Genomic DNA, 21,882 nt, shown 5'->3' on the forward strand with positions numbered 1-21,882 from the left:
AGAAAGAATGGAAAAAACTAATATTTCTTCCCATCCTCAGCCTCTTTCGCTTTTTTTCCAGTCTCACAAGTTTTTTTTGATTGATAGCTTTTGGCTCATTTAACCAACCTTATAATTGTTCAATTGTTAACATCTGATTGATCTTAAACTGCTTAATAATCCCCTTTGCCGCAAAGGTGGTCCAAATTTGCCGCATTGGCCGCCCAGCTTCAACGACTTGAGCTTGGGTGTACCCCATCGCAACCGGCAATCCTTCAGCTTGACCAAGTCCAAAAAGCGGTGCCAGGTCCGCAATATGCATTGCGCCCAACGTCTTTTGATCGTCCAACCAGGAGAAGGCATAATGATAAACTGTTCCCCCGGCTTGGGCATACTGCTGGGCAAACTCAAGGCTTGGATCAATGAAGATCGCGTGGCTCATCTTCTTGATGAAGCGTTCGGTAATCCTTTTCGTTAAGCGCTTTTCATGGAGCCCCGCTAATTTTTCACTGGTGCCAAGCACGATGGCGGCTTCTCTGGTCGTCGCCCCAATTAATAGTTTGTGATCCGCGGCCACTGCTTTTAAACGAGTGGGAATCTCATTTTCGGCTGGTAATGGGTAAGCCCCATAGTGCGGCGCAAAAATCAGAAACTTGTCCAAACCCTTTTCAGTAATATTGTCCTGAATTTCAAGTTGAATCTTTAATAATTCGCTAGTTGGGGCATCAATTGGATACTGATTGATTAGCTCTAAGACCTGAGCGTCTAACTTTTCTCGGTTTTTCATCGAACCAATCGGGTCACTTTGCATAATTGCCCGGTGATAGAGATTGGCCGTTCCGCTCGCCAAAATGATTCCCCGCACCATATCAGCCCCGGCAGATTGTCCAAAGATCGTAACGTTATCGGGATCACCCCCAAAGGCCGCGATATTTTCCTGGAGCCACTTTAAGCTAGTAATGGCGTCGAGCAAACCATTGTTGGCATAGTTACCTTCCCGATCGCGCGAGAAACCGAGAAGCCCTAACCGATAGTTAACACCCACCACGATCACGCCATTTTCCTTAACTAGGAGTTTTCGATCATAGCTTGGCCCATCAGCCCCACCATTCCGGTATGACCCTCCATGGAACCAGACCATCACAGGAAGTTTTTCATCAATTTGCTGATTTAGGGGCCGGGTAATGGAAAGATACTGGTCGTTTTCAACTTGCGGAAAATCTTCATACCGGGTTCCTTGGAGGTCGTATTCGGCTACCGAATGGGCTTGAATCCCAAAGGGAGCATTGGCCATCATGAGGTGATTTCCAGATCCATAATGATAAAGTACTGGTCGATCATAGCGAACGGAATCAGCATAGCGAATTCCTTTAATTTGAATTGTTCCTTCGTCTTCATACCCAACAAAGGTCCCGGCAGGGGCTTTAAAAGTTAAATCTTTCCGCATTCTTTTTCCTCCTAGCTCATTAAGTAACGCTTCACTAAATCATCGATCGTTAAGGTCGCATGGCCTAAGATTTCACTTAGGGTATGGTCGTCGGTATATAGGGCGCCTGAGGCCGTAACCTTTTCCAACTGATCCATGACCGCTAAGTCATGTTTAGGAAAACCCGCTTGCTTCATCATTTGATGACTTTGCGCTAAGGTAATTGGTTGGTACGTAACTGGTGTTTTCCGGTAGGTTTGGGCAAGCTGGGCCAAATCCTTAAAGGTAAAGGCTTGATCCCCGGCTAATTCTAAGGTTTGACCGTAGTATTCAGGATGGGTAAGGACAATTGCTGCCGCCTCAGCAATATCAAAGCGACTCACCCCCGCGATCTTAGCGTCGCCGGCTGAAGAAACTAATTGACCAGTTTGTATGGCCTGCATAACATTACTAAGATACATTTCCAAATAGGCATTGTCCCGCAAAAAAACGTGCGGAATGCCCAGAGCTTCGATCTTTTCTTCGGCCGCTTTCATAATTGGCGCGAGTGGCAAATCGCTTTCTTTGGCCCGAAAAATACTGGTAAAGACTAAAACTTCCAGGTTTGCCTTAGCAGCCGCTTCGATTACTAAATCATGTTGATGCACGGGGGTATCATTTTGCGAAACGGAGATCATCATGAAGTGGGTAATTCCCTTTAAGCCAGCTTCTAATGTTGCTGGCTGGTCGTAATCAAACGGAATTACCTTAATTCCCTGTGCTTCAAGATCCCCTGCCCGATTGGTGTGCCGCGCACCGGCGACAATTTGTTCCTTTGAAACTCCACGCTCTAAAAGGTTCCGAATAATTAGATGACCTAAGTGACCGCTTGCTCCACTCACTAAAATCTTCATTATGCTTCCTCCTTTAAATGAATATTCATTCTTTTTAACTGAAAATAAAAAGCGGGTTAGGATTCCGCTCGTAATATGGCCCGTTGGACCATTTGAATTAATTCTTCCAATTGGGCCGCGTTGCCTTCGCCCGCTGGAGTTTGGGTAGCAACCGCGCGTAAGGGATAGAAAATTAAATCAAGCATGGTACCAAGGTGATAATCCCGGAGCTTCTGGTCCGCCTTCATCTGCGCCAAAATCTTTTCCACCGCAAACCCCGTTTTGGCTTCTGGGAGTTGACTCATTAACGGCGGAAAATTGGCAAACTGATCTAAAAATAAATACGTTGCCGGATACGCCTTGATGTATTCATAATAAGACGTCATCAACTGGCGAAGTTCGGTCGACCCCGTTTCCGTTTGATCAACGCGCTCGGTCAAATAGTCATTGACCTTTTGGGAATACTCCCGGTACAACTGCTTTAACATTTCATCCTTATTGGGATAGTAAATATAAACCGTTGCTGGAGAAACCCCCGCCCGCTTGGCTAGCTTTGCGATGCTCCAACCTAAAAGGCCTTCTTGACTCGTCAAATCTAAGACCGCTTGCTTAATCTTATCAACCTTAGTCTGATCACGTGTCCGCAAGTCACCACCTCCTAACGCTTTTAATAGTAAATGATCGTTCACTTTTAGTCAATAAAAATTAACTGCGAATGGGGCTTTTCCCATCCGCAGTCGCGATGCTTTTCAGTTTATTCAGGCCACCGCAAAGGGTGGCTCCCGGCCGCTTCATTAAAAATAAAACTAAGCATTAACACCAAATCCACCCATCCAGGTGATTTGTTTGCGATTAGCTAAGGTTATTTGCAAAAAGCCCATTGCTTCCAATTCACGCGCGCGCTTTAGCAGTCCGGCATCCTTTACCCGGAGTGGACTACCATCAAGGGCTTTCATGAAAGTTTGCTTGGCTTCCTCGTCATCCCCAGCGACCAAAACCGTCGTCGGGGTGGCCCCCACCTTGCCAGCAGTTAACGTTCCCGCGAAGGTCGTGTTGAAGGCCTTCAAAACCTTGGCAGCTGGCAATTCCTTTTGGAGCAAAGCAGCGGCTGATGAATTACTCGGAACTTCGAGTTCATCCCAAGTGGTAAAGTTCAACGGATTGGAAATGTCGACCACAATCTTCCCGGCCAACAAATGCTTATACTGATCTGCTAACCCGGCTTCCGCCTCAAACGGAACGGCAAAGACCACCAGCTCACCGAATTCTTTGACAACTTGGTCATGGCCGATCGTCGTGACTTCATTACCTGCTGCCTTAAAATTCTTGGCAATGGCGGTTCCCATATTACCAGTACCAATAATTGAGATTTGCATTTAATTGCCTCCATTTTATGTTAACGCTTACATTGTAGACCAATTAGCGTCCGCATGAAAATAATTTGGCTTATTTAACGCCTATCCTTGGCGATTGATCATAGATTAATGAAACCTTCTTGCCGGCTTGTAAGTGCCAAACCTTCCGGATTTGGGACTTATAAAGCCCCCAAAAACAAGCCTGAACCATTTCGCCATTCTGGTCCCTGCCTAGTCGTGGGGTAATATCAAAAATCTTTTGCCAGGAAGTTTCCTTCAGTTCTGGCCGTTCAAGCGGCGGAATTTTGGCTAACCACAAATCATCTTGGTGCAATTGTTCTTTTCCCGTCATTGCTGAGTAGTACCAATTGTTCAAGACAAAGTGCCAGCCTTCATAATCACTTAGCAAAACGGCCTTATCCGGCAACTCAAGTTCGATACAAACTTCATTGGCATAATCCCGAATCCAGCGAAAATCCGGCCGCTGATGGCGGAAATCCCGGCTCCGGTACCAGGCCCAGATTGGGTAAGCCCCAGCTTTTGGCGGCTCCCCAATCCGTTGTCGCATTTCCTTAATCATCCATTGATAGGCCTGTAAAAAGTTCTCCCCATCATCCGTTAATTTACGTGATTTCTGCGGATCACAAAAGAAAGCCCCGGCAGTCATTACCTTTTCGAAGACCGCATACGGCTGAATAGTCCAAATAATCATCTTAATCACTTACTCCCCGTTCGACGATTAAAAACTGGTATCTTCGCTTCAATTATATTCCCATTATTACTGTCAGCGTACCCTTTTGACCCAATGATAAGAAATTCATATGTACGCTTAACAGAAAAATTGTAAGTTAATTTTTTTAATAATATTTGTAAAGAGGGTGGGAAGAAACTCAAGTTTCTTCCCACCCTCTTTGTCATCTCCGAATGTTACTCAGTAACTAAGGTCAAAGCAGTAGCTGAATGGCAGTTGCTTCCCTACGGTCGCACCAACCTATTCAGCCTTGCATGGGCTCACAAACGCCAAACCAGTTGACTGGTTCGCTCCAAATCACGACCTTAGCGGATAAGTGTGAACGAAAGGTCGATTCTAATGAATCAACCTTCGTCCTTCTTATCCCAACCAGGCCGTCAAGGAGCTTTTTTCCCAACCTGTTGTTTGCTGGAGAGCTACATAGGCTATAGCTACTACACGGGGGTAATTTTGGTCCTCTGGTTTTCCGGAAATCCCCGGAGATTGGAACGAGTTGCCATTAATAATGACTTGCCGATTTTGAGCTTGGCCTGGCACTTAAGGAATTAACATTTTTGCTTGCTGTTAATCTTTTATGTCCACCTTGATCGCCAAGCTTCAATTAGCGGGGCTACTCGTTTGGCATCAACCTTCAAGTAGTTAACGTAAAAGTCCATGTGTGCACTTTGATCCTGAATTGGAATTGGTACCCGATCCCCCAATTTAATAATCCGTTGGCGGTCAAAGTGGCTTAAATTTGTGGTAAAAAAAGGAAAAATCGAATTATTCACGATCGCCAAAAAATTATCCTGGTTTTGGTAGATAAATTTGGCATCGGGGATCGCCTTTTTAATTAATTTAGCCCAGACCCCAATCTGATCAATCACGATAAAGCTGAGCCCCGCGAGTTGCTTAAAAGTCACTTGCTTTTGGCTAGCTAAGGGGGAAAACCGATTAAGATTTACTAGCAAATTTTCCGTGCCTAAAAATTCCGCTTTGACCTGGGGATTTTGGATTGGTTTTTGGGTGACCACACAGGCGACTTGTCCCTTTTGTAACGCCATTAAAGCCTGATCTTCAGTAAAAAAATCCGGCTTAATTTCAACAGGAAAAGCCGTGATTTGGCGTAAAACAATCAACGGACCTGGGGCAACCGCGCCCACGGTAATCGTCGCCTGACTTTGGGCAAAGTGCTGGATGTCAGTCACTAACGCTTGGTTGGCCGCTAACACCTTGGCAGCTTGCTTGGCCGCAAACTCCCCGGTCGGGTTTAAAGTTAGTTTATTGGGTTGCCGAATAAAGAGGGGAACCCCCAGCTCCGCTTCAATTTTATGTAGTCCCCGGGTGATTGCTGGTTGGGAAACCCCCAGGTGATCGGCAGCTTGGGCAATCGTCCCGGTATGGGCAAAGGCTACCAATTCTGCTAAGAGATAATTATCAAGCATTTTTTCACCACCTTACGCTAAGCGTATCCTAGCATGATTATGTTTGAATTTTCAACCCCCATTAAATCAACTACACTAAGATTAGGAAAACTTGTTAGGAGGCATTTTTATGACTAAGATACCAACTTTTAAACTTAACGATGGTAACGAAATCCCCGCCCTTGGCTTTGGGACCTTCCAAATTCCAGCCGATGGGTCGACTTACCAAGCCGTTAAAACCGCGCTCAAACTCGGCTACCGCCACCTCGATACGGCCCAGGCGTACTTTAACGAAGCCGAAGTCGGCCAAGCGATTAAGGATAGTGGCATTCCTCGCGATCAAATTTGGGTTACTTCTAAGCTCTGGCTCCAAGACTACGCTTACGCAACGGCTAAACAAACCATTGACGCAACCTTAGAAAAAATGGGACTTGACTACCTTGATCTCTATCTTCTCCACCAACCTTATGATCAAGTTGACGAAGCTTGGCAAGCCTTAAGCGAAGCCCAAACCGCTGGCAAGCTTCGTTCAATCGGAATCTCCAACTTCACGCCACACCTTTGGCAAAAGTGGGCATCGGCCTTTGCCAACCACGTCCCCGCCGTTAACCAGGTTGAATTCAACCCCTATTTCCAGCAACGTGAACTTCGCCAGCTCATGGCCGATCACCACATTGCCTTAGAAGCCTGGTCGCCACTGGGCCAAGGTAACGCTGACCTCTTTAATGAACCAGTCTTAAAGGCCATCGCAACTAAGTATGGGAAAGACGTTGGCCAAATTATCCTGCATTTTGAGTACCAAACTGGGATCATCGTCTTCCCGAAGTCAGTTCACGAAGCCCGGATGACCAGTAACCAGGCGATCTTTGACTTCACCCTCACCTCCGACGAAATGGATGCCATTGTGCGTCTCGACAAGGGTCATGGCAAACACAACCCCGATGCTCCGGGAGTAGCGGACACGCTACTAAACAACTTCAACGTTCACCCTGAAAAGGAGGCTAAATAATGAATACGCTTAAACTGAATGATGGCCACACCATGCCCCAACTCGGCTTTGGGGTCTTTCAAATCACCGACCTTAACCAGGCCCAACAAGCCGTTGAACAAGCCTTAGCAAACGGCTACCAGTTAATCGATACCGCCGAAGCTTATCAAAATCAAACTGCCGTTGGTAAAGCCATGCAAAATAGTAACGTTAACCGGGACGAGATTTTCTTAACCACGAAACTCTGGGTCAGTAACTTCTCCTACCAAAAGGCCGCAGCGGCCATTGACCAGGACTTAAGGGAATTAAACACTGACTATCTGGATTTAATGCTTTTGCACCAAGCTTATGGGGATGTCTACGGTGCTTGGCGGGCCTTAGAAGATGCCCAAGCCGCTGGGAAGATCAAGTCAATTGGGGTTTCCAACTTCTGGCCCGACCAAGTTAAAAACTTGGAACTTGGTAACCATATCAAACCCGCCGTTAACCAAATTGAAATCAACCCCTGGTTCCAACGGCCAGCCGAAGTAAAGTTTTACCAAGATGAAGGTATCGCGGTTGAAGCCTGGGCACCCTTTGCGGAAGGCAAAAACCATCTTTTCACTAACCCGACCCTCGTTGAAATCGGTGAAAAGTACGGGAAGTCCAGTGGCCAAGTGGTCCTCCGCTATCTCCTCCAACGGGGAATTGTAGTGGTTGCAAAATCCGTCCACGATGCCCGGCAAAAAGAAAACATCAACGTCTTTGACTTTGAGCTCAGCACCGATGACATGGCCGCCATCGCCCAGCTTGACCAAGGACACAGTCAATTCTTTGACCACCATGATCCCGCCACGATTGAACAAATCTTTGGGCCAAGCTTAAAAGAATTAAGGTAAAAATAATTTTACCCGGCGTTCAGGAAGGTAATTCCCTCCTGAGCGCTTTTTATTTCCCTTTCAAAAATAAAGTTCGGTTTTTATTTCGATTTTTTCTGTAAATTTGGTTGTCGTTCGGATAAACTTGTGTTAATTTTTAATCACCGCTTTCAATCGGCTGTTTCAATTTTTAACGTTCGTGTTTTTGGGAGAGGAGTTTTAAATCACGATGGAAAAATCAAGGAATCGGTATGGGGTCGCCCTAGCCGGAGTTGTTTTACACTTAATGATCGGTGGGGTTTACGCCTGGAGTGTTTTCACTAAGCCCATTGCCGCCCAAACTGGCTGGCAAGAAACCGCCGTCTCGTTTGCCTTTAGTTTAGCGATTTTCTTTCTGGGAATGTCGGCCGCTTTCATGGGCCGTTTAGTTGAAAAATTTGGTCCAACGGTAACCGGGACGATCTCCAGTATTTGTTACGGCTCTGGAATTGCTTTAACGGGGCTGGCAGTTCAAACCCATCAACTCTGGCTTTTGTATCTGGCTTACGGCGTGATCGGGGGCCTTGGTCTAGGGTCGGGGTATGTAACGCCCGTTTCCACGATCATCCGGTGGTTCCCCGACAAGCGCGGGTTGGCTACGGGGTTAGCAATCATGGGCTTTGGCTTTGCTGCGCTCTTGACTGGTCCCGTTGCCCAAAACTTGATGGCTAAGGTTGGTTTAGCCACCACCTTCTACATTTTGGGGGCTTTCTACTTCATCGTGATGGTTATCGCTGCTCAATTTATCAAGAAGCCCCGGCCCAATGAACTCCCAGCGGCAATTGCTGCTAAGGCGCAACGGGTTAGCTTGACTGGTCAAGAACTAACGGCTAACCAAGCGTTGAAGACCCGGACCTTCGGCTACTTATGGTTCATGTTCTTTATTAACATCACTACCGGGATTGGCCTGGTTTCCGCTGCTTCCCCTATGGCCCAAGATATGACGACAATGACCGCGGGGATGGCGGCCGTGATGGTTGGGATCATCGGGCTTTTCAACGGCTTTGGGCGGTTGGCCTGGGCCACTTTATCCGACTACATTGGGCGGCCATTAACTTACAGCTTGATCTTTGTCTTAGACATTATCATGCTGTTCATCCTCTTATTCTTCAAGGTTCCATTTATTTTCGCCATGGCGCTCTGCCTCTTGATGTCTTGCTACGGAGCTGGCTTTTCAGTTATCCCTGCTTACCTCGGCGATGTTTTTGGTACTAAGGAACTCGGGGCCATCCACGGTTACATCTTAACCGCCTGGGCAGCCGCGGGGATGGTTGGCCCAATCCTCTTATCCTACACGCACCAAGTATTACACAACTACTACGTTACCCTGATCGTCTTCGTCGTTATCGACGCCCTGGCGATGTTAATCTCCGTCCTTATCCAACGGGACTTTGTGGCCAAGCATGCAAATGAAATGGTCGATTAGCTAAAGGAGCAAGCCTCCTTGACGGCCAAAGCTTGCGACCGCAGTTACTGAAGATTATTTAAGATAAACAAAGACCACTAACGTCAAAGGTTCCACGGCATTGGCCCGACACCTTTGAATTAGTGGTCTTTTTGCTTTTCAAAACTTCATTAAGCTATTCTTCCGGTACCTGCTCATACGCCACCCGACGAATCACCGCCGCTTGCTCCGGATATTGAGGTAATAATTGGGCTTGGGTAAAAAGTTCAAAGTCATGGTAATCAAATCCGGGGGCAACCACACAACTTACCAGGCCAAAGGATTTTGGCTCTAAAACTTCGGAACCAAAGATTGTCCCGGCCGGCACCCTAAATTGCATTTGTTGTCCCTTGGCAATGGCGGGACCCAGTTGGACCGCTTGATAAGTCCCATCGGGGAAGAAGCAGTGAATCACAATCGCCGAGCCGGCATGGAAGTACCACAATTCATCATGGCGTAACCGGTGCAAATGCGACGGTGAACCCCCATCCAAGAGAAAATAGATGGAAGTATACTCATAACGTTGGTCGCCGGCTTTTAAATCATAGTGGGTTTTATCACTATGGTAGACTTGGCGATACCAACCACCTTCCGCGTGTGGACTTAAATTTAAGGCTTTGATGTAATCAGCTTTTTCCATGGGTAACCTGCTTTCGTTTGGCTTTGGTAACTAACTAGTTTTATTTTAATTCCAAGCGCGCCCACAGCTTCAGAAACGGTCTTCTGCTGCGCGATTGATCTCCGGATCCAGTGCTGGGCGAATCAAGATCTGCGCTACTCGCTCACTCGCCGGGAAGTAAAGATCGGCATCAATTTCACTTTCGTCAGTCCCTGCCTTTAAGGTGGTTTCACTTGCAAAACCGATTACTTCGCCCGCTTCGTTATAAGCGATGAGAAACAGCAACTTATTTTCCGGTCGTTTTTCGTAGATAACGTTCCCAAAGACGTTGATCCCCGCAAAACCATCCTTGAGACCGGCCACCCGGGTAAGGTGGTAGACTAAGACCTTAATTCCAAATTCTGTTTCCGCTTCTGGATCACGAACCACGAGCTTATCCGGTAAAGTAGCTCCTTCTTGGTAAGCAAAAATATCAATTGGGATTGGTAAATTATTTTGCATGCGACACCTCCACAGGAAAAACCTTTAGGCGGCTGACTTGAATCACTTCATCAAGCTCCCAAGCCGAAATTTCAAAGGGGTAACCATTAAAGAAGGTCTGGTTTGAAATAATGTTGGTCACGACCTCATTGCCATAACCATCATTTGTTTCGGTCAACACCAATTTATTTTGCTTATCATAACCTTCAACTCGCAAAACAAAGGGGTGCTTGATCGCAGTAGCTTCAATCCGACCAACAAGATCGAGCATCCCCTCTTCTTCATAAGCATTAACCTGGAGGTTTTGAATGCCAAGTTGCTTTTCTGCAACTAGGTCGCGTTCAATAATCGCCGAATTATACTTAAACATGCATGCTCCTTAATATCTAAACTCAAATAAATATATAAAGAAGAATTCCTTCATTATAATTATCCTAAGTTTAAGAATACCATACTCCTCATTAAAATAAAAAGCATCCCTAGCGTTTAAAGGGCCTTCACATCCCCCAGAATTTTTGCGGAGTTTATTAACGTTTAATCACGCCTTTTCCTTACAGTCGCCGCCAAAAGTCGGTTTGCTCTAATGTCGCTTTTTTCAGTTCAAAAGCTTCAAGATCTTCCATTCTTCCGCGTAGGGTATAATCCTCTAATTTTCCCAATAAAATTACCTTTTCAGTCGACTCACTAGCTAATTTTATCGGTAATAATTTGACGAACACCTTATAAAACTGCTTTTCCTTTTGAACAATCTTTTTAGCCCGGAACTCATCAGTACTAATCACGAGAAATTCGGCACCAAAATTAGGATTGTACATACCTGTTATTAAATATTGATGCATTGATCTCACCTCTAATCTGCTTGTTAAGCTTTGAATTTCAACTCGTTTTTCCGGTGGTCGGCTTGCCGCAGGCAATACCAGGTGGCAAGTAATAATGGTGCGAAAACAATCAATAAACTACCCCAATGAACTGTGGTTGCACCTTGATTAACACTTGGTTGAAAATCAATCAAAGTGTGTAAGCCAATGCACAAAGATAAGCGATTGGTAACAATTCGTAAATAAGCAAAGGTAAAACCCAAGATCGTCGCATAAAGCACCTGTTGAAGCGTTGCCTCAGGCGACTGAAAAGTCAGATTAGATAAATGAAGGAGCCCAAAGATAAATGCTGCCCCAAAGCCGGCTAAGGTATAGCCGAATCGCTTATTAGCCAGAATTTGCATTAATGCCGCTAAAATAAGGCCACGGACCAAATATTCTTCAAAGAATCCCGCGCAAAATGCCGTGATCGCAATATCAATTATTTTATGAAAAGGTGAATTAAAAACGTTAATAACATTCTTAACCCCTTGAAAGGTCACTAGAACGTATAGGCCAACAAAAAACACTAGAAAAAAACTGAAAATTATTTTTTGTCGTTTATCCATCAATAAGGGCTGATTCGTAATTCGTAAAGTACCTAATTCACGAATAATGGCACAAAGCGCCACAATAACTACTAGAATGTGGACTCCATTATTAATTGGTTTTGGAAAACCAATTAAGAAAAAAGCAATATATAAAGCATATAATGCCAGCGCCAAACCTAATTTATGAATCGCACTTGTTTTTAATAATTCCTTTGGTAACATACTTCCTCCGTTAAATCTATCTCGGTAACATTGATTTATTAACTACATAGTCCGCCCGCGGTTGAATAAAAACTTCTCTTAACCAGTCTAAAGCAATTTTAGAGGGCTGCTGCTGATTGATAAGTTTCGCTGAGTTAACGCTTGGCCATCCTTGATTACCTGGATTAGTTGGGTCTTTTAATTGATCACTTTTTATTAGGAGACTAATTGCAGTCAAAATCAAAACCACACATAGGAAAAACTTAAACCAAGGTGCCGTTGCTTTATTTGGTAGAATCCCAAAGCGCTCTAGCATATTTAACCTCCCCTCTTGATTAGCTAACTGAATCAGCATCAAAATTAAATAACCTGACTAATTACACTCTTAACTTTTTCAATTAGTTGATTACGAGTAAATTTTATTATTACTTACCAGCAAGTTGATAATTATTATTTCAGCGTCTAATATTCAAGGTTAAGCGTCCCATAAACTCTAGTAAGTCTGGTTTTGTTCTTAGTAGTTTCAGTAACAACAACGATAGTTTGAGAAAATACCATCCACATTTACTTATCTGTCGATTACACATTTGATAATGTATTAATTATAAAATTAAAAATTCAACCGTTATACTCCGCTATTGCTTTTGAGTTATAATTAACCGAGGTTATTTCATTTTCGATATAAAAATAACGCTAACAATGTACTAGTGACTCATTTTTATCTCAACGTCAAAAATTATCATTTAAACGTTAGAAGGAGATAATAATGGCAATAAATTTACTATTCGCATGTTCAAAATTTGTATTTAATCCGTTTTTATTTAGCATCTTTTTGTACTTAATTTTAATTCCATCCCGCAAAAAAGATATCCAGTTGCTTCCGCTTTGTGGTTCGTTGATTTTTGGTTATCAATGGGGATTACTAGTAATCATTATCGTACAAATTTTTACGCTCTTTGTTAGCGTAAAATCTCAATGGACTCATCGAATTCTTTGCCTTTACTTAGCAATGGCTTCTGCCCCACCAGTTAGTGAATTTTTAGGTATGACTTTTGCCATGATCTATCCCTTCTCCGATTTAACCTTAAATTTAATTTGTTTGGTACCGGAAGCCTTATTGTGTTTAGGGTTATATTCATTAATGAGCAACTATCAGCCAATTATCAACGGTATTCGAATTGAATTATCAAAAAATCTCCAATTTTTTCGTACCGTTTGTTGGATTCTGTGGGGACTCATGATTATTGACTATAGCTTAATTCTTGCTTCAATGAAGATTGAGGGAAAAGCGTTTATCATCTTTGTTTTTGTTTACCTATTTACCTTCGTTTTATTAATTATTAATTTCATGCTGATGATCATCCAAAACCATCAACTAACGGAAACTAAAGTTAGAAGTGCGGAAACCAAGCAAATCTTTGCTTACACTGACCAACTAGAAGCGGCAAACCTTTCGTTACGTAAGAATCGCCACGATTACCGAAATAGTCTCTTAGCTTTAGATGGTTATCTACATGATGCCGACATTGTGGGGGCTAAAAGTTATTTAAGAGAGCTCATAGACTACCATAACGATCTTCACTCCGCTACTCATGCTCTCTTCACTTCATTGGCTAATCTAAAGGTTAAGCCCCTTAAATATTTGGTACTACCAAAACTAATTCAAGCCGAACACATGGGAGTAAAAGTCACCGTCGAAATCAATAAAGAACTAACGGAAATCCCCGGTAACTTAGTTGATCTTACACGTTGCTTAGGAATTTTACTTGATAATGCGCTTCAAGCATGCATCAGCCAACCATCCCCTCAACTAAACCTAATTGTTAATCGTTATGGGAATGGAGCTTGTTCCATCACCGTGCAAAATACCATTAGTCAGCAACTTAATCTCAAGCAAATTTTCGTCCCTGGCATTACTAACAAGGCCAATCATGCCGGTCTGGGTTTAGCCAATCTCCAAGAAATTGTTGACCACAACTCCGATTTTTCTTTGAGTATTAGACAGGATTCCCAAACCATAGCGTTTGAGCTCCTATTACAGAAAGGTTGATCTACATGCTATCAATTCTGATTTTAGAAGATAATCTTGAACAACAGCGAAAAATCAGGGAAATCGTTAACAACCGCATTCTAATCAATGTAACGCCACGACAATACGATGCTGAAATTGCCTTAGCTACCGGTGACCCTAATGCAGTAATTGCCTATCTTCAGGCTCATCAAGATAAAATTTATCTAGCCTTTCTCGACATTGACTTAAAAACGACTCTTGATGGGATCGATGTAGCAGAATAAATTAAAAATCTTTCTATCTTTAACCAAATCGCTTTTATCACGGCTGATGCCGAAGCTTTGAAACTAACAATTCAGCGGCGAATCGCTCCCTTAGACTACATCACTAAGAATAATGGTATTGAAGGATTAACTACCCGATTGCAAGAAACCATTGATACTGCTTATCGAGGCTACATCAATTCCTTAGGAGATACTTCCCAACAGTTTTTAAATTATGAACGCGTCCGTGGCGTAATTGAACGCCTACCTTTGGAACAAGTGCTCTTTCTCCAAACAAACTCGCATAAAGCAAACTGGCTGTCCATTACGAGTAATGATCAAATTATTGAATGCACAGGAAAGCTAAAGGATTTTGCTCAAAAGTATCCAGAACTGGTTTATATCAGTCGCGATACCTTGGTTAACCTTAGTCAAGTCAAAAGTTACAATGCTAAAGCGGGCGTTGTAACTTTAACATCTGGTCAAGAATTTAAGGTTTCTTTTCGCCGACGCTCAGTCTTTAAAAAGCTACTGAACTAAACAACAACAGCTACAGGACATGCAGTTGCATGAATCCTGTAGCTGTTTTAATTATAGAATTATTTAAACGTTTTCCGCTCTTTAGCAACTTCCAATAATTTCTGCCGTAAGTTCTTATCAACGGCATAAATATATAGTCCGTGAACTCCTCGTGTCAAGAGAACATTCAATTCGTTTTGAATTAATTCCTTGGCAAAATTTTTCTTGGAGCCATCAGCTAAAGTCCGATTTTGAACGGCATCCTTATTGGCATGCTTTTCCGGATAGAAAACAACCTTACCATTTTCAAAACCAACACTTGGTCCAATGATCAGGCCAGCATAGTTAAGATCAGACCCCTGAACGGTATAAATTGACCCAACTTCACCGATGGTATCTACCTGTTCAGCCCAAGAGAGCTTTTTATAGTTAACAGAACGGTGCTTTGGCTTAATTTGTTCATTCCATGGAAGTTCCCAATTAAATTCTTCATCGCGGACCATCCAGTACAGATCATCTTTCGGTTTGGAAGCGGACGAAAACTTCCAGTCAAAAGTGGCAATAATCCGGGAAATCCCATTAGCATAGTGACTTTCGATATCTTCACTATTTTTAGCTTTAACCGCTGCTTCAAGTTTTTGTGGGGAATCGAAAATCTGAATTTCATATTTATCATCCACTGGCAGTGGATTAATAACGTGGCCCTTTCCAAAATCATCAATCCAATTGACCGTTGCTTGTGAAGCATCAATCCGCATTTGGTGAGTTAACTTAATTAGATTTCGTTCCCGTTTTGCCTCATCCTCAAGTTCTGCAATTTGCGAATGGGTAAGTACCTGTTGAGTCCGGACAATTTGGTTAGGATCAAAGACTAAAATGACTACTTTGGCCCGTTTTTGTAAGTCACGCAGTTGATTCTTACCTTTATAGGCTTGTTTTCCTTGCGTCCAAAGTAAATGACCTTCGTCTACTAAGATGACATCAACTTGTTTATCTTCCTCTTTTTCACTATTAATGAAAATCGTTGGCTTAGAAACTTTTGCTTCTCCTAAGCCAAGCTTTGTTGCGACATTCTTATAAACCTTGAGTTGCTGGTCATGATTAACTAACAATCGGGCATCAATCTTCGCTTCTGGATCACAAAGATCATAAAAAAGGCTACTTAACAAAACCGTCTTTCCGGCCCCGGCTTCCCCTTCAACCAAAATTAACTGGCCAAGTTGATTATGGGGTACCGCTCTGGCAACCCGATCAAGAATTAAATTTTTAGCATCCAATTGTTCTTCGGTCAATTTATGGAAGGGTGAAGCTTTGAAAATCGCTAAATCTTTCAACAGGTCCATTGCCGGAAATAACTTGGCATCCCGATAATGAAGCTTATTCCAAATTTGTTTAAAAATATGGTCAGCTTCTTCAACCGGGTAATATTGATCTTGGCTATTCGTCCGTCGATTATAGAGCGCGTTAACGTTTTCAACACTTCCCAAGTACAGCATTAGCCGATTTTCGATATCTAGGGTTAGGGACTTGTTGAAGTGCTTATTAGCAATTACATACATATTTGCTGTCCTTGAATGAGATAGTTTTTTCCAATCATCCCGCTTCTTCGGGTCGTCATGCAAATGTTGGGAAGTTCGGTGAACAATATTGTTAGTTTCCCCCACATAAACGGAATAAGAGCGCGCTTTTCCTTTATCCTTAACCACATAAACGGTTGGGTAACGCCGTACTAATTTTCCCTTACTCGTGGTTGGATCAATTTCCTGTAGTTCTTCTAAACCTTGTTCATTATAAGAAAATTCACTGATGAGGACTTCTGGTTCGTTCATATTTTTCTCCATTGCAAAATTTGATTTATTGTAATTTTAAGTTAAATCAAGGTTGATTACAATTTACTAGTGATACTGATTAATCCGCAACTCATCCACCGGGATTCGACTGTAATTAAAATCAAGGTTTTCGACATATTTCAAATCATCTAACCACTTAGTAATTGCTACATCGAATTTAGAATTATTTTGGTTTCGATTAATCAAATAAATTAGGTGGTTGCAAATCTCCCCCCGGGTTAAATCACCGTTGATGATAATTTAACGTAAGATTGACCGACGTTGAACTTTGCTCAAATTTAATTGGGCATTGACATTGTAGCCTAACATATGCAAGTGTGATTCAGGGTTTCCATAAATGCTATCGTCATTTGAATTTTCAACTTTCAAATACTTAGGTAGCCAAAAATCAGTCGTTACCACCTTACAGAGTAAGCGGCCTCGTTTTTTCAACCTTTGGTAGACCCGTTCCAAGACAAAGAACTTATCACAAGTCTGGCAGTAAACGGCCGGAAAGCGTACCTTTTGATATTTCTTTCCAATATCAATTGAAACAATTCCGGCGATGTCATATAAATTATGATCATGAGCAACGCACTTGGTAAAATTCGACCGGGTTAAGAAGCAGTTGCTATCCATTTCATATTGGTATAAGTCCTTCAATTCACCTTTCTTCCGCTGACGCCCTTGAACATGGGTCCGTGCAACTTTTTTAGGTTTTGAACTTTGCTTGACTTTCCTTTGAACTGGTTGCTTTGATCGCTTCTTTTTGGTCGACTTTACCTTTTTCGTTACGGTAACCCGTTTAACTGCGGTACCAGTTACTGGATCCTTTTGGATTACCGTGCTTTGTTTTGTTTCTGGCGTGACCTCCAGTTTGATTTCTGGCTGCGTACTTGTCTGTGATAGTCGACTAGCTACTCCGACTTCAGCTTCAATCTCAGCTTTTGGTGGTGCGACCGCGACTTTATTTACCCTGTTTTTTTCCGACCTTTCGTCATCTTGCCCAGTTTTCTTTGGTTGGTTAACCTTCAATGCCGCAACTCCCAAACAAGTCAACATTATACAAAAGCCAACAACATCTAACATCCCCATCACCTACTATTAATTATTCCCCCATATCAGCTAGCCTACTAACCGATAAATGATACATGCAAATATCAACATATATCATTTTACTAGAAATATCCTCGCTGTCCATAAACCGCTTACATAAAAATTACCTTTTTACGGATTCTTTTAATTCAATCTTATTAACTTCGCTTTTCCCCATCTGCTTTTTGAAGGATCTGCAAGCCCTAATTTTCCGCCACTTTTGACGGTTAGCTTGGTGATACGCCACAAAATTAGCGACGTCAAGCTGATTTAGATCGGAAAATTCACTGTCACGAAGGTTTCCTCCCGACTTCTTTTTACTGCGTTCAACATCATCGAACCCTGCGTTCTATACTTTCGAATGACCTCTCCACTAAAGATCATGTTAAACTTTTCACAGATACTCAAGGAGGTTATAACAATGAAGCAATTAACTGACAAAGTAACTTTTCCCAATGGTGCCACGCTTAGTTCTCGTTTAGTCCAACCACCAATGTTAACTAACAGTGGTGATCATGGCTTTGTTACCCAAGACACCCTCGACTACTATGGCGCCCGGTCAAACTCGGCTGCAATGGTAATCGTCGAATACACCAGCGTTAGTGAAAATGGGGGTCCTTCCCGGAGTTGGGCAGACGATCGGGAACAATTGGCAATTTACGATGACAAGTTCATCCCCCAAATGACCAAGCTTGCGACCACCTTAAAGCAGGACGGTAATAAAGCCCTTCTCCAAATCGTTCACTCTGGGCGGGAAGCTAATTACCTGCCAAAGTTAGGCAAAAAGGTTTACGCTCCGAGTGCTATTGACTTTAGCTTCTTAGACTACCCCGTTTATGAACTAAGTGATGCCCAAATCCGTCAAATTATTAAGGACTTCGGGGCAGCCACGCTCCGGGCCATCAAATGTGGCTTTGATGGGGTTGAAATTCACGGCGCCAACCACTACTTGATCCAAGAATTTTTCTCCAAGTGGTCCAACAAGCGGACTGATCACTGGGGTGGTTCCTTAGCCAAGCGGATGAACTTCGCTAAGGAAGTGACTGCTGAAGTCATGCGGGTCGTTAAGGCAGAAGCACCAAAGGACTTTATCGTCGGTTACCGGATCTCACCGGAAGAAATTCATGATGAAATTGGCTACACCTGGCATGAATCAACTCAATTAATCCAAGCCTTAACCACTGAATTTGACCTGGATTACATCCATCTCTCCTTGCCAGCTTACAATGAAAAGCCAGCGGATTCCGACAAGACCTTTGCCGAACTCTTCCAACCCGTCTTGAACGGAAAAAAAGAAATTATCGTCGGTAATGTAATGAATGAAGCCGATGCCAAGGATGCTTTAAACTATACTGACTTAGTAGCGGTTGGCCGGGCTTCAATTATTGATCCTCTCTTTGCTCACAAGATCGTGACTGGTCACGGCGATGACATCATCACCAAGATTTCCCCAGAACAAGTCAAGCTTGCCAAGATGACGTCTGGGCTTATTAACCTCTTCTCCGACATGAAGATGGAACCACATCTACCAGGGAGAGAATCCATCGCTATTCTCCATAAGTCTGGTTCCCTGGACGCCAGTGTTATTCATAACGGGACAAAGTCGGACTTAAAGGATATTGAAGAAGGAAAACTGTAAAAGGCATCTTTTATTCAAACTGTCAGGATTTCACCTGGCAGTTTTTATTTTGCCCAAATCCTAAAAACGACACTGCACAGATCCACCAGATCTGTACGGTGTCGAATATGGCAAAATGCTAGATTTCGCTTTCACCCTTCAATTATTTTCCGGCAATGTCATGATTGACCATCGTAATGTAATCCTGAATTGGCTTGGTGACAGCTTGTTGACGCGTGACCCAGCCAATCGCAAAGCGGTCATCAGTTAAGTTTCCAATTTGGCGAGACGGCAAGGTTTTAATTCCATCAAAAGAGGACCATTTGGCCTGCCAATCACGGGCCAGTCCGACACAGTTTAGGTCATGGACCGCCCGGTAGATCGCCCACCCATCATCAGTCTCTAAGATTTTTGGCAAAGGGCCACACAAGTACTGCAGGTGCGCAAAGATCCGATCATTATAAGGATCACTAAAAAGAGCAAATCTTTGGGACTTAAGGTCATCTAAGGTCAGTTTGCTTTTTGCGAGCAAGGGATTGTCTTTTCCCATCAATAGTTTTAGATGCCCCTGATGGACTGGCAGAAACTTGAGGCCATTAAGTTCATTCTGGTTAACCTGATTAATGGCTAGAAAGCCAAAATCGATCTGATGATCACGGATTGCTTGGATAATCCGCGGGACTGGTTTTTGAACAATTGTCATCGTTAAACGATCATGATACTGGCGCCGAAGTTTGAAATAGTTATCAATAAAAGGTTTCAGTAAGGTATTCCCATAAGCAAAAGTCAACTGTTCGACCTGGTTATTCGGGGCGAGGCTTTGGGCAACCAACTTGAGATCCGACCGGTTCGTTAACAAAGTCAGCATTTGCGGTAACAGTTCTTGCCCTTGGGGCGTTAGAAAAGAGCCCTTGGCAGTCCGGTCAAATAATTTTAAGCCTAATTCCCCTTCTAATTCAGTAACGGCATGGCTTAAAGCTGATTTACTTACGTGCAAAATCATCGCGGTTTTCTGAAGCGAATGTTGATTAGCAAGTTCAGTGACGTATAAGAGTTGTTCGAAGGTCATTGTATCTTTCCATCCTAATTTGTTATAGAGAACTTAGCTCAATCTCAATTGTAAGTAGCAAAACATTGATTGTAAACGGCATCATGAGCTTCATACTAAACCTATTTTACTAATCAAGGAGGTTGTGCGTATGCGCCAATGCCACTTTCTAGGTGACTACTTTGAAATTAAACGACAGCTAAAGCACAACCTTGTTGATTTGAAGTATCGGCATCATAAAAGAGTACCGAGAGCGACAAAAAGTTTTTCAGAACTTAGCCGACTAATTCGGGCGTTGCCAGTTACACCGATTCAAAGTAATCGTAGTTATTCAAATGTTTACTTAGCTGATCAGAATTCATGTCTCACCCCAGTCATCCATGGGAAAATTCACCAATAGAGCGTTGCTCAAGCCGCATAAATAATTTTTCTATCTGAACTGTATCCTTGACAGACAACAATGCTCACCTTTGCAATCATCTTCAGATAAATTTATACTTCAATTTTTAGTAATAAACTATACTATAATTATCGTAAATAATTTACTAATGGTGATCAAAATGAAGATAAAAATTAAAGATATTGCCAAAGCTGCGGGTTACTCTCCAGCCACGGTTTCACGGATTTTAAACGAAGATCCTACCTTGTCTGTCACATCTGAAACCAAGCAACACGTTTTACAAGTCGCCCATGAAATGGGGTATTGGCAAAATAAAGCTAACCCCAAGTTAGTGGCTCAAGTTGGCTTTTTAAATTGTATTAACTCTGAAGATCACTTAGCTGATAACTACTTTACTACCCTTAATCAAGCGATTTATGCTGCTTTTGCAGATACCGGGATCAGATTGATCTCCTTTGATAATCCGCGCGATTTAATGGACCACGCCCAAGAGCTTCAAGCCATTGTTGGGGTTGGGACTGATGGTTTATCAAATGTCGACCTGGCCATGCTTCACCGCGCTTTTCCAATCGGCGTTTACCTTGACAGTAATCCGGCACCCGAATACTTTGACTCAATTGAACCAAACTTAGCCTATACCATTCGTTCAGCCTACCAATTACTCCATCAGGCTGACAAACAAACAATCGCCTTTCTTGGTGGTGAAGGCCTGTTAGTTAATGGCAAGCTAGAACCAGATATCCGGGAAAAAACCTTCCGCCAATTAGTTGTTGACGATCAACTAATCATTGCCCAGGGACCCTTTAACGTTGAAAATGGCTATCGCTTAGGTAAGAAGTTTCTCCAACGGTTCCCCCATTACTTGCCGGATGCCATCATTGTTGCTTCTGATACCCTCAGTGTCGGGATCCTGCAAGCTTTTAACGAAGCCGGTATTCTTGTCCCCCGGGACATCGCCTTAATTAGCATTAATGATAGTGAAGTTGCCCAATACGTTTCTGCTCCCTTAACGACCTACCACATTGACCAACTTGCCATGGGTAAGCTCGCTTGCCAGCTTATCCAAACGGCCTTAACGGCTAACGAAGCTCAACCCCACATCCATGCCCTGGTCGATACCCAATTAGTAGTGCGGAAGAGTTTTATCCCTCCAAAGGAAAATAATAAATAAATTACGCAATTAATTTAATGAAATTTACTTAATTATAAAAAGCTTTACACTTGCTTGGTATCCTTCTATATTGAAAATGTAAGCGATTACAATGAATGATTGGAGG

Annotated in this window: 24 protein-coding genes; 9 read left to right on the forward strand and 15 right to left on the reverse strand. The window is 43.0% G+C overall.

The features are described from left to right. Positions 1–109: 109 nt before the first annotated feature. The 6 genes from H5993_RS02365 to H5993_RS02390 form a co-directional block, all read right to left on the reverse strand. Positions 110–1,426, reverse strand: a complete 1,317-nt coding sequence (locus H5993_RS02365; RefSeq protein WP_204776059.1) for a carboxylesterase family protein — start codon at positions 1,424–1,426, stop codon at positions 110–112. A gap of 11 nt (positions 1,427–1,437) precedes the next feature. Beyond that, positions 1,438–2,298, reverse strand: coding sequence for an NmrA family NAD(P)-binding protein (locus tag H5993_RS02370; RefSeq protein ID WP_204776060.1), 861 nt, complete (start codon positions 2,296–2,298; stop codon positions 1,438–1,440). A 56-nt stretch (positions 2,299–2,354) separates the two neighbouring features. Beyond that, a complete protein-coding gene (locus H5993_RS02375; RefSeq protein WP_204776061.1) occupies positions 2,355–2,924 on the reverse strand; it encodes a TetR/AcrR family transcriptional regulator in 570 nt (189 codons plus the stop codon). A 159-nt stretch (positions 2,925–3,083) separates the two neighbouring features. Continuing rightward, positions 3,084–3,653: an NADPH-dependent F420 reductase gene (locus H5993_RS02380; RefSeq protein WP_204776062.1), complete on the reverse strand. Its 570-nt coding sequence runs from the start codon at positions 3,651–3,653 to the stop codon at positions 3,084–3,086. Positions 3,654–3,723: 70 nt separating this feature from the next. Further along, complete coding sequence (locus tag H5993_RS02385) at positions 3,724–4,344, reverse strand: DUF3841 domain-containing protein (RefSeq protein WP_204776097.1); 621 nt, start codon at positions 4,342–4,344, stop codon at positions 3,724–3,726. Between the two features lie 611 nt (positions 4,345–4,955). After that, entirely contained in the window at positions 4,956–5,807 is an 852-nt protein-coding gene (locus H5993_RS02390; protein ID WP_204776063.1) for a LysR family transcriptional regulator, read from the reverse strand. Between the two features lie 109 nt (positions 5,808–5,916). Between H5993_RS02390 and H5993_RS02395 the strand changes: the two genes are divergently transcribed. The 3 genes from H5993_RS02395 to H5993_RS02405 all read left to right on the forward strand — a co-directional run bounded on the left by H5993_RS02395 (position 5,917) and on the right by H5993_RS02405 (position 9,096). Continuing rightward, the gene (locus H5993_RS02395) at positions 5,917–6,795 is read left to right on the forward strand and encodes an aldo/keto reductase (protein WP_204776064.1); all 879 of its coding nucleotides are present in this window, start codon (positions 5,917–5,919) and stop codon (positions 6,793–6,795) included. Further along, positions 6,795–7,652, forward strand: coding sequence for an aldo/keto reductase (locus H5993_RS02400; RefSeq protein WP_204776065.1), 858 nt, complete (start codon positions 6,795–6,797; stop codon positions 7,650–7,652). The genes H5993_RS02395 and H5993_RS02400 overlap by 1 nt, the downstream gene beginning before the upstream one ends. A 208-nt stretch (positions 7,653–7,860) precedes the next feature. Continuing rightward, positions 7,861–9,096 (forward strand): L-lactate MFS transporter, encoded by a 1,236-nt coding sequence (locus tag H5993_RS02405; protein ID WP_204776066.1) that lies wholly within the window; start codon positions 7,861–7,863, stop codon positions 9,094–9,096. 154 nt (positions 9,097–9,250) lie between these two features. Here the strand turns inward: H5993_RS02405 and H5993_RS02410 are convergent, their stop codons facing one another. The 6 genes from H5993_RS02410 to H5993_RS02435 form a co-directional block, all read right to left on the reverse strand. Continuing rightward, a complete protein-coding gene (locus H5993_RS02410) occupies positions 9,251–9,754 on the reverse strand; it encodes a cupin domain-containing protein (RefSeq protein ID WP_204776067.1) in 504 nt (167 codons plus the stop codon). Positions 9,755–9,823: 69 nt separating this feature from the next. Continuing rightward, positions 9,824–10,234 (reverse strand): hypothetical protein, encoded by a 411-nt coding sequence (locus H5993_RS02415; RefSeq protein ID WP_204776068.1) that lies wholly within the window; start codon positions 10,232–10,234, stop codon positions 9,824–9,826. Further along, complete coding sequence (locus H5993_RS02420) at positions 10,224–10,583, reverse strand: hypothetical protein (protein ID WP_204776069.1); 360 nt, start codon at positions 10,581–10,583, stop codon at positions 10,224–10,226. The genes H5993_RS02415 and H5993_RS02420 overlap by 11 nt, the downstream gene beginning before the upstream one ends. A 181-nt stretch (positions 10,584–10,764) precedes the next feature. Beyond that, positions 10,765–11,052, reverse strand: coding sequence for a hypothetical protein (locus tag H5993_RS02425; RefSeq protein ID WP_204776070.1), 288 nt, complete (start codon positions 11,050–11,052; stop codon positions 10,765–10,767). A 23-nt stretch (positions 11,053–11,075) separates the two neighbouring features. Beyond that, on the reverse strand, positions 11,076–11,843 hold the full coding sequence (locus tag H5993_RS02430; protein WP_204776071.1) for a CPBP family intramembrane glutamic endopeptidase: 768 nt from the start codon (positions 11,841–11,843) through the stop codon (positions 11,076–11,078). 16 nt (positions 11,844–11,859) lie between these two features. Continuing rightward, positions 11,860–12,177: a hypothetical protein gene (locus H5993_RS02435; RefSeq protein ID WP_204776072.1), complete on the reverse strand. Its 318-nt coding sequence runs from the start codon at positions 12,175–12,177 to the stop codon at positions 11,860–11,862. Between the two features lie 411 nt (positions 12,178–12,588). On the opposite strand from H5993_RS02435, the gene H5993_RS02440 reads away from it, so the two are divergent. Genes H5993_RS02440 through H5993_RS02450 form a run of 3 tightly spaced genes read left to right on the forward strand, consistent with a single transcriptional unit; the run spans position 12,589 to position 14,636 of the window. Further along, positions 12,589–13,872 (forward strand): sensor histidine kinase, encoded by a 1,284-nt coding sequence (locus H5993_RS02440; RefSeq protein WP_204776073.1) that lies wholly within the window; start codon positions 12,589–12,591, stop codon positions 13,870–13,872. 5 nt (positions 13,873–13,877) lie between these two features. After that, complete coding sequence (locus H5993_RS02445) at positions 13,878–14,117, forward strand: response regulator (RefSeq protein WP_204776074.1); 240 nt, start codon at positions 13,878–13,880, stop codon at positions 14,115–14,117. 57 nt (positions 14,118–14,174) lie between these two features. Further along, positions 14,175–14,636 (forward strand): LytTR family transcriptional regulator DNA-binding domain-containing protein, encoded by a 462-nt coding sequence (locus H5993_RS02450; protein ID WP_204776075.1) that lies wholly within the window; start codon positions 14,175–14,177, stop codon positions 14,634–14,636. Between the two features lie 59 nt (positions 14,637–14,695). On the opposite strand, the gene H5993_RS02455 is transcribed toward H5993_RS02450, so the two are convergent. Both H5993_RS02455 and H5993_RS02460 read right to left on the reverse strand, forming a co-directional pair. Further along, a complete protein-coding gene (locus H5993_RS02455; RefSeq protein ID WP_204776076.1) occupies positions 14,696–16,444 on the reverse strand; it encodes a DUF2075 domain-containing protein in 1,749 nt (582 codons plus the stop codon). A 261-nt stretch (positions 16,445–16,705) separates the two neighbouring features. Continuing rightward, the gene (locus H5993_RS02460; RefSeq protein ID WP_204776077.1) at positions 16,706–17,533 is read right to left on the reverse strand and encodes a hypothetical protein; all 828 of its coding nucleotides are present in this window, start codon (positions 17,531–17,533) and stop codon (positions 16,706–16,708) included. Between the two features lie 427 nt (positions 17,534–17,960). On the opposite strand from H5993_RS02460, the gene H5993_RS02465 reads away from it, so the two are divergent. Next, the gene (locus H5993_RS02465; protein ID WP_204776078.1) at positions 17,961–19,178 is read left to right on the forward strand and encodes an oxidoreductase; all 1,218 of its coding nucleotides are present in this window, start codon (positions 17,961–17,963) and stop codon (positions 19,176–19,178) included. Positions 19,179–19,320: 142 nt separating this feature from the next. Here H5993_RS02465 and H5993_RS02470 read toward each other — a convergent pair whose 3' ends face one another. After that, positions 19,321–20,226, reverse strand: a complete 906-nt coding sequence (locus H5993_RS02470; protein ID WP_204776079.1) for a LysR family transcriptional regulator — start codon at positions 20,224–20,226, stop codon at positions 19,321–19,323. A gap of 130 nt (positions 20,227–20,356) precedes the next feature. Between H5993_RS02470 and H5993_RS02475 the strand changes: the two genes are divergently transcribed. Both H5993_RS02475 and H5993_RS02480 read left to right on the forward strand, forming a co-directional pair. Beyond that, positions 20,357–20,605: a hypothetical protein gene (locus H5993_RS02475; protein ID WP_204776080.1), complete on the forward strand. Its 249-nt coding sequence runs from the start codon at positions 20,357–20,359 to the stop codon at positions 20,603–20,605. Between the two features lie 160 nt (positions 20,606–20,765). Then, the gene (locus H5993_RS02480) at positions 20,766–21,776 is read left to right on the forward strand and encodes a LacI family DNA-binding transcriptional regulator (protein ID WP_204776081.1); all 1,011 of its coding nucleotides are present in this window, start codon (positions 20,766–20,768) and stop codon (positions 21,774–21,776) included. Positions 21,777–21,882: the final 106 nt, after the last annotated feature.

Source organism: Limosilactobacillus alvi (assembly GCF_016900115.1).
In the GTDB taxonomy this organism is placed as follows: domain Bacteria; phylum Bacillota; class Bacilli; order Lactobacillales; family Lactobacillaceae; genus Limosilactobacillus; species Limosilactobacillus alvi.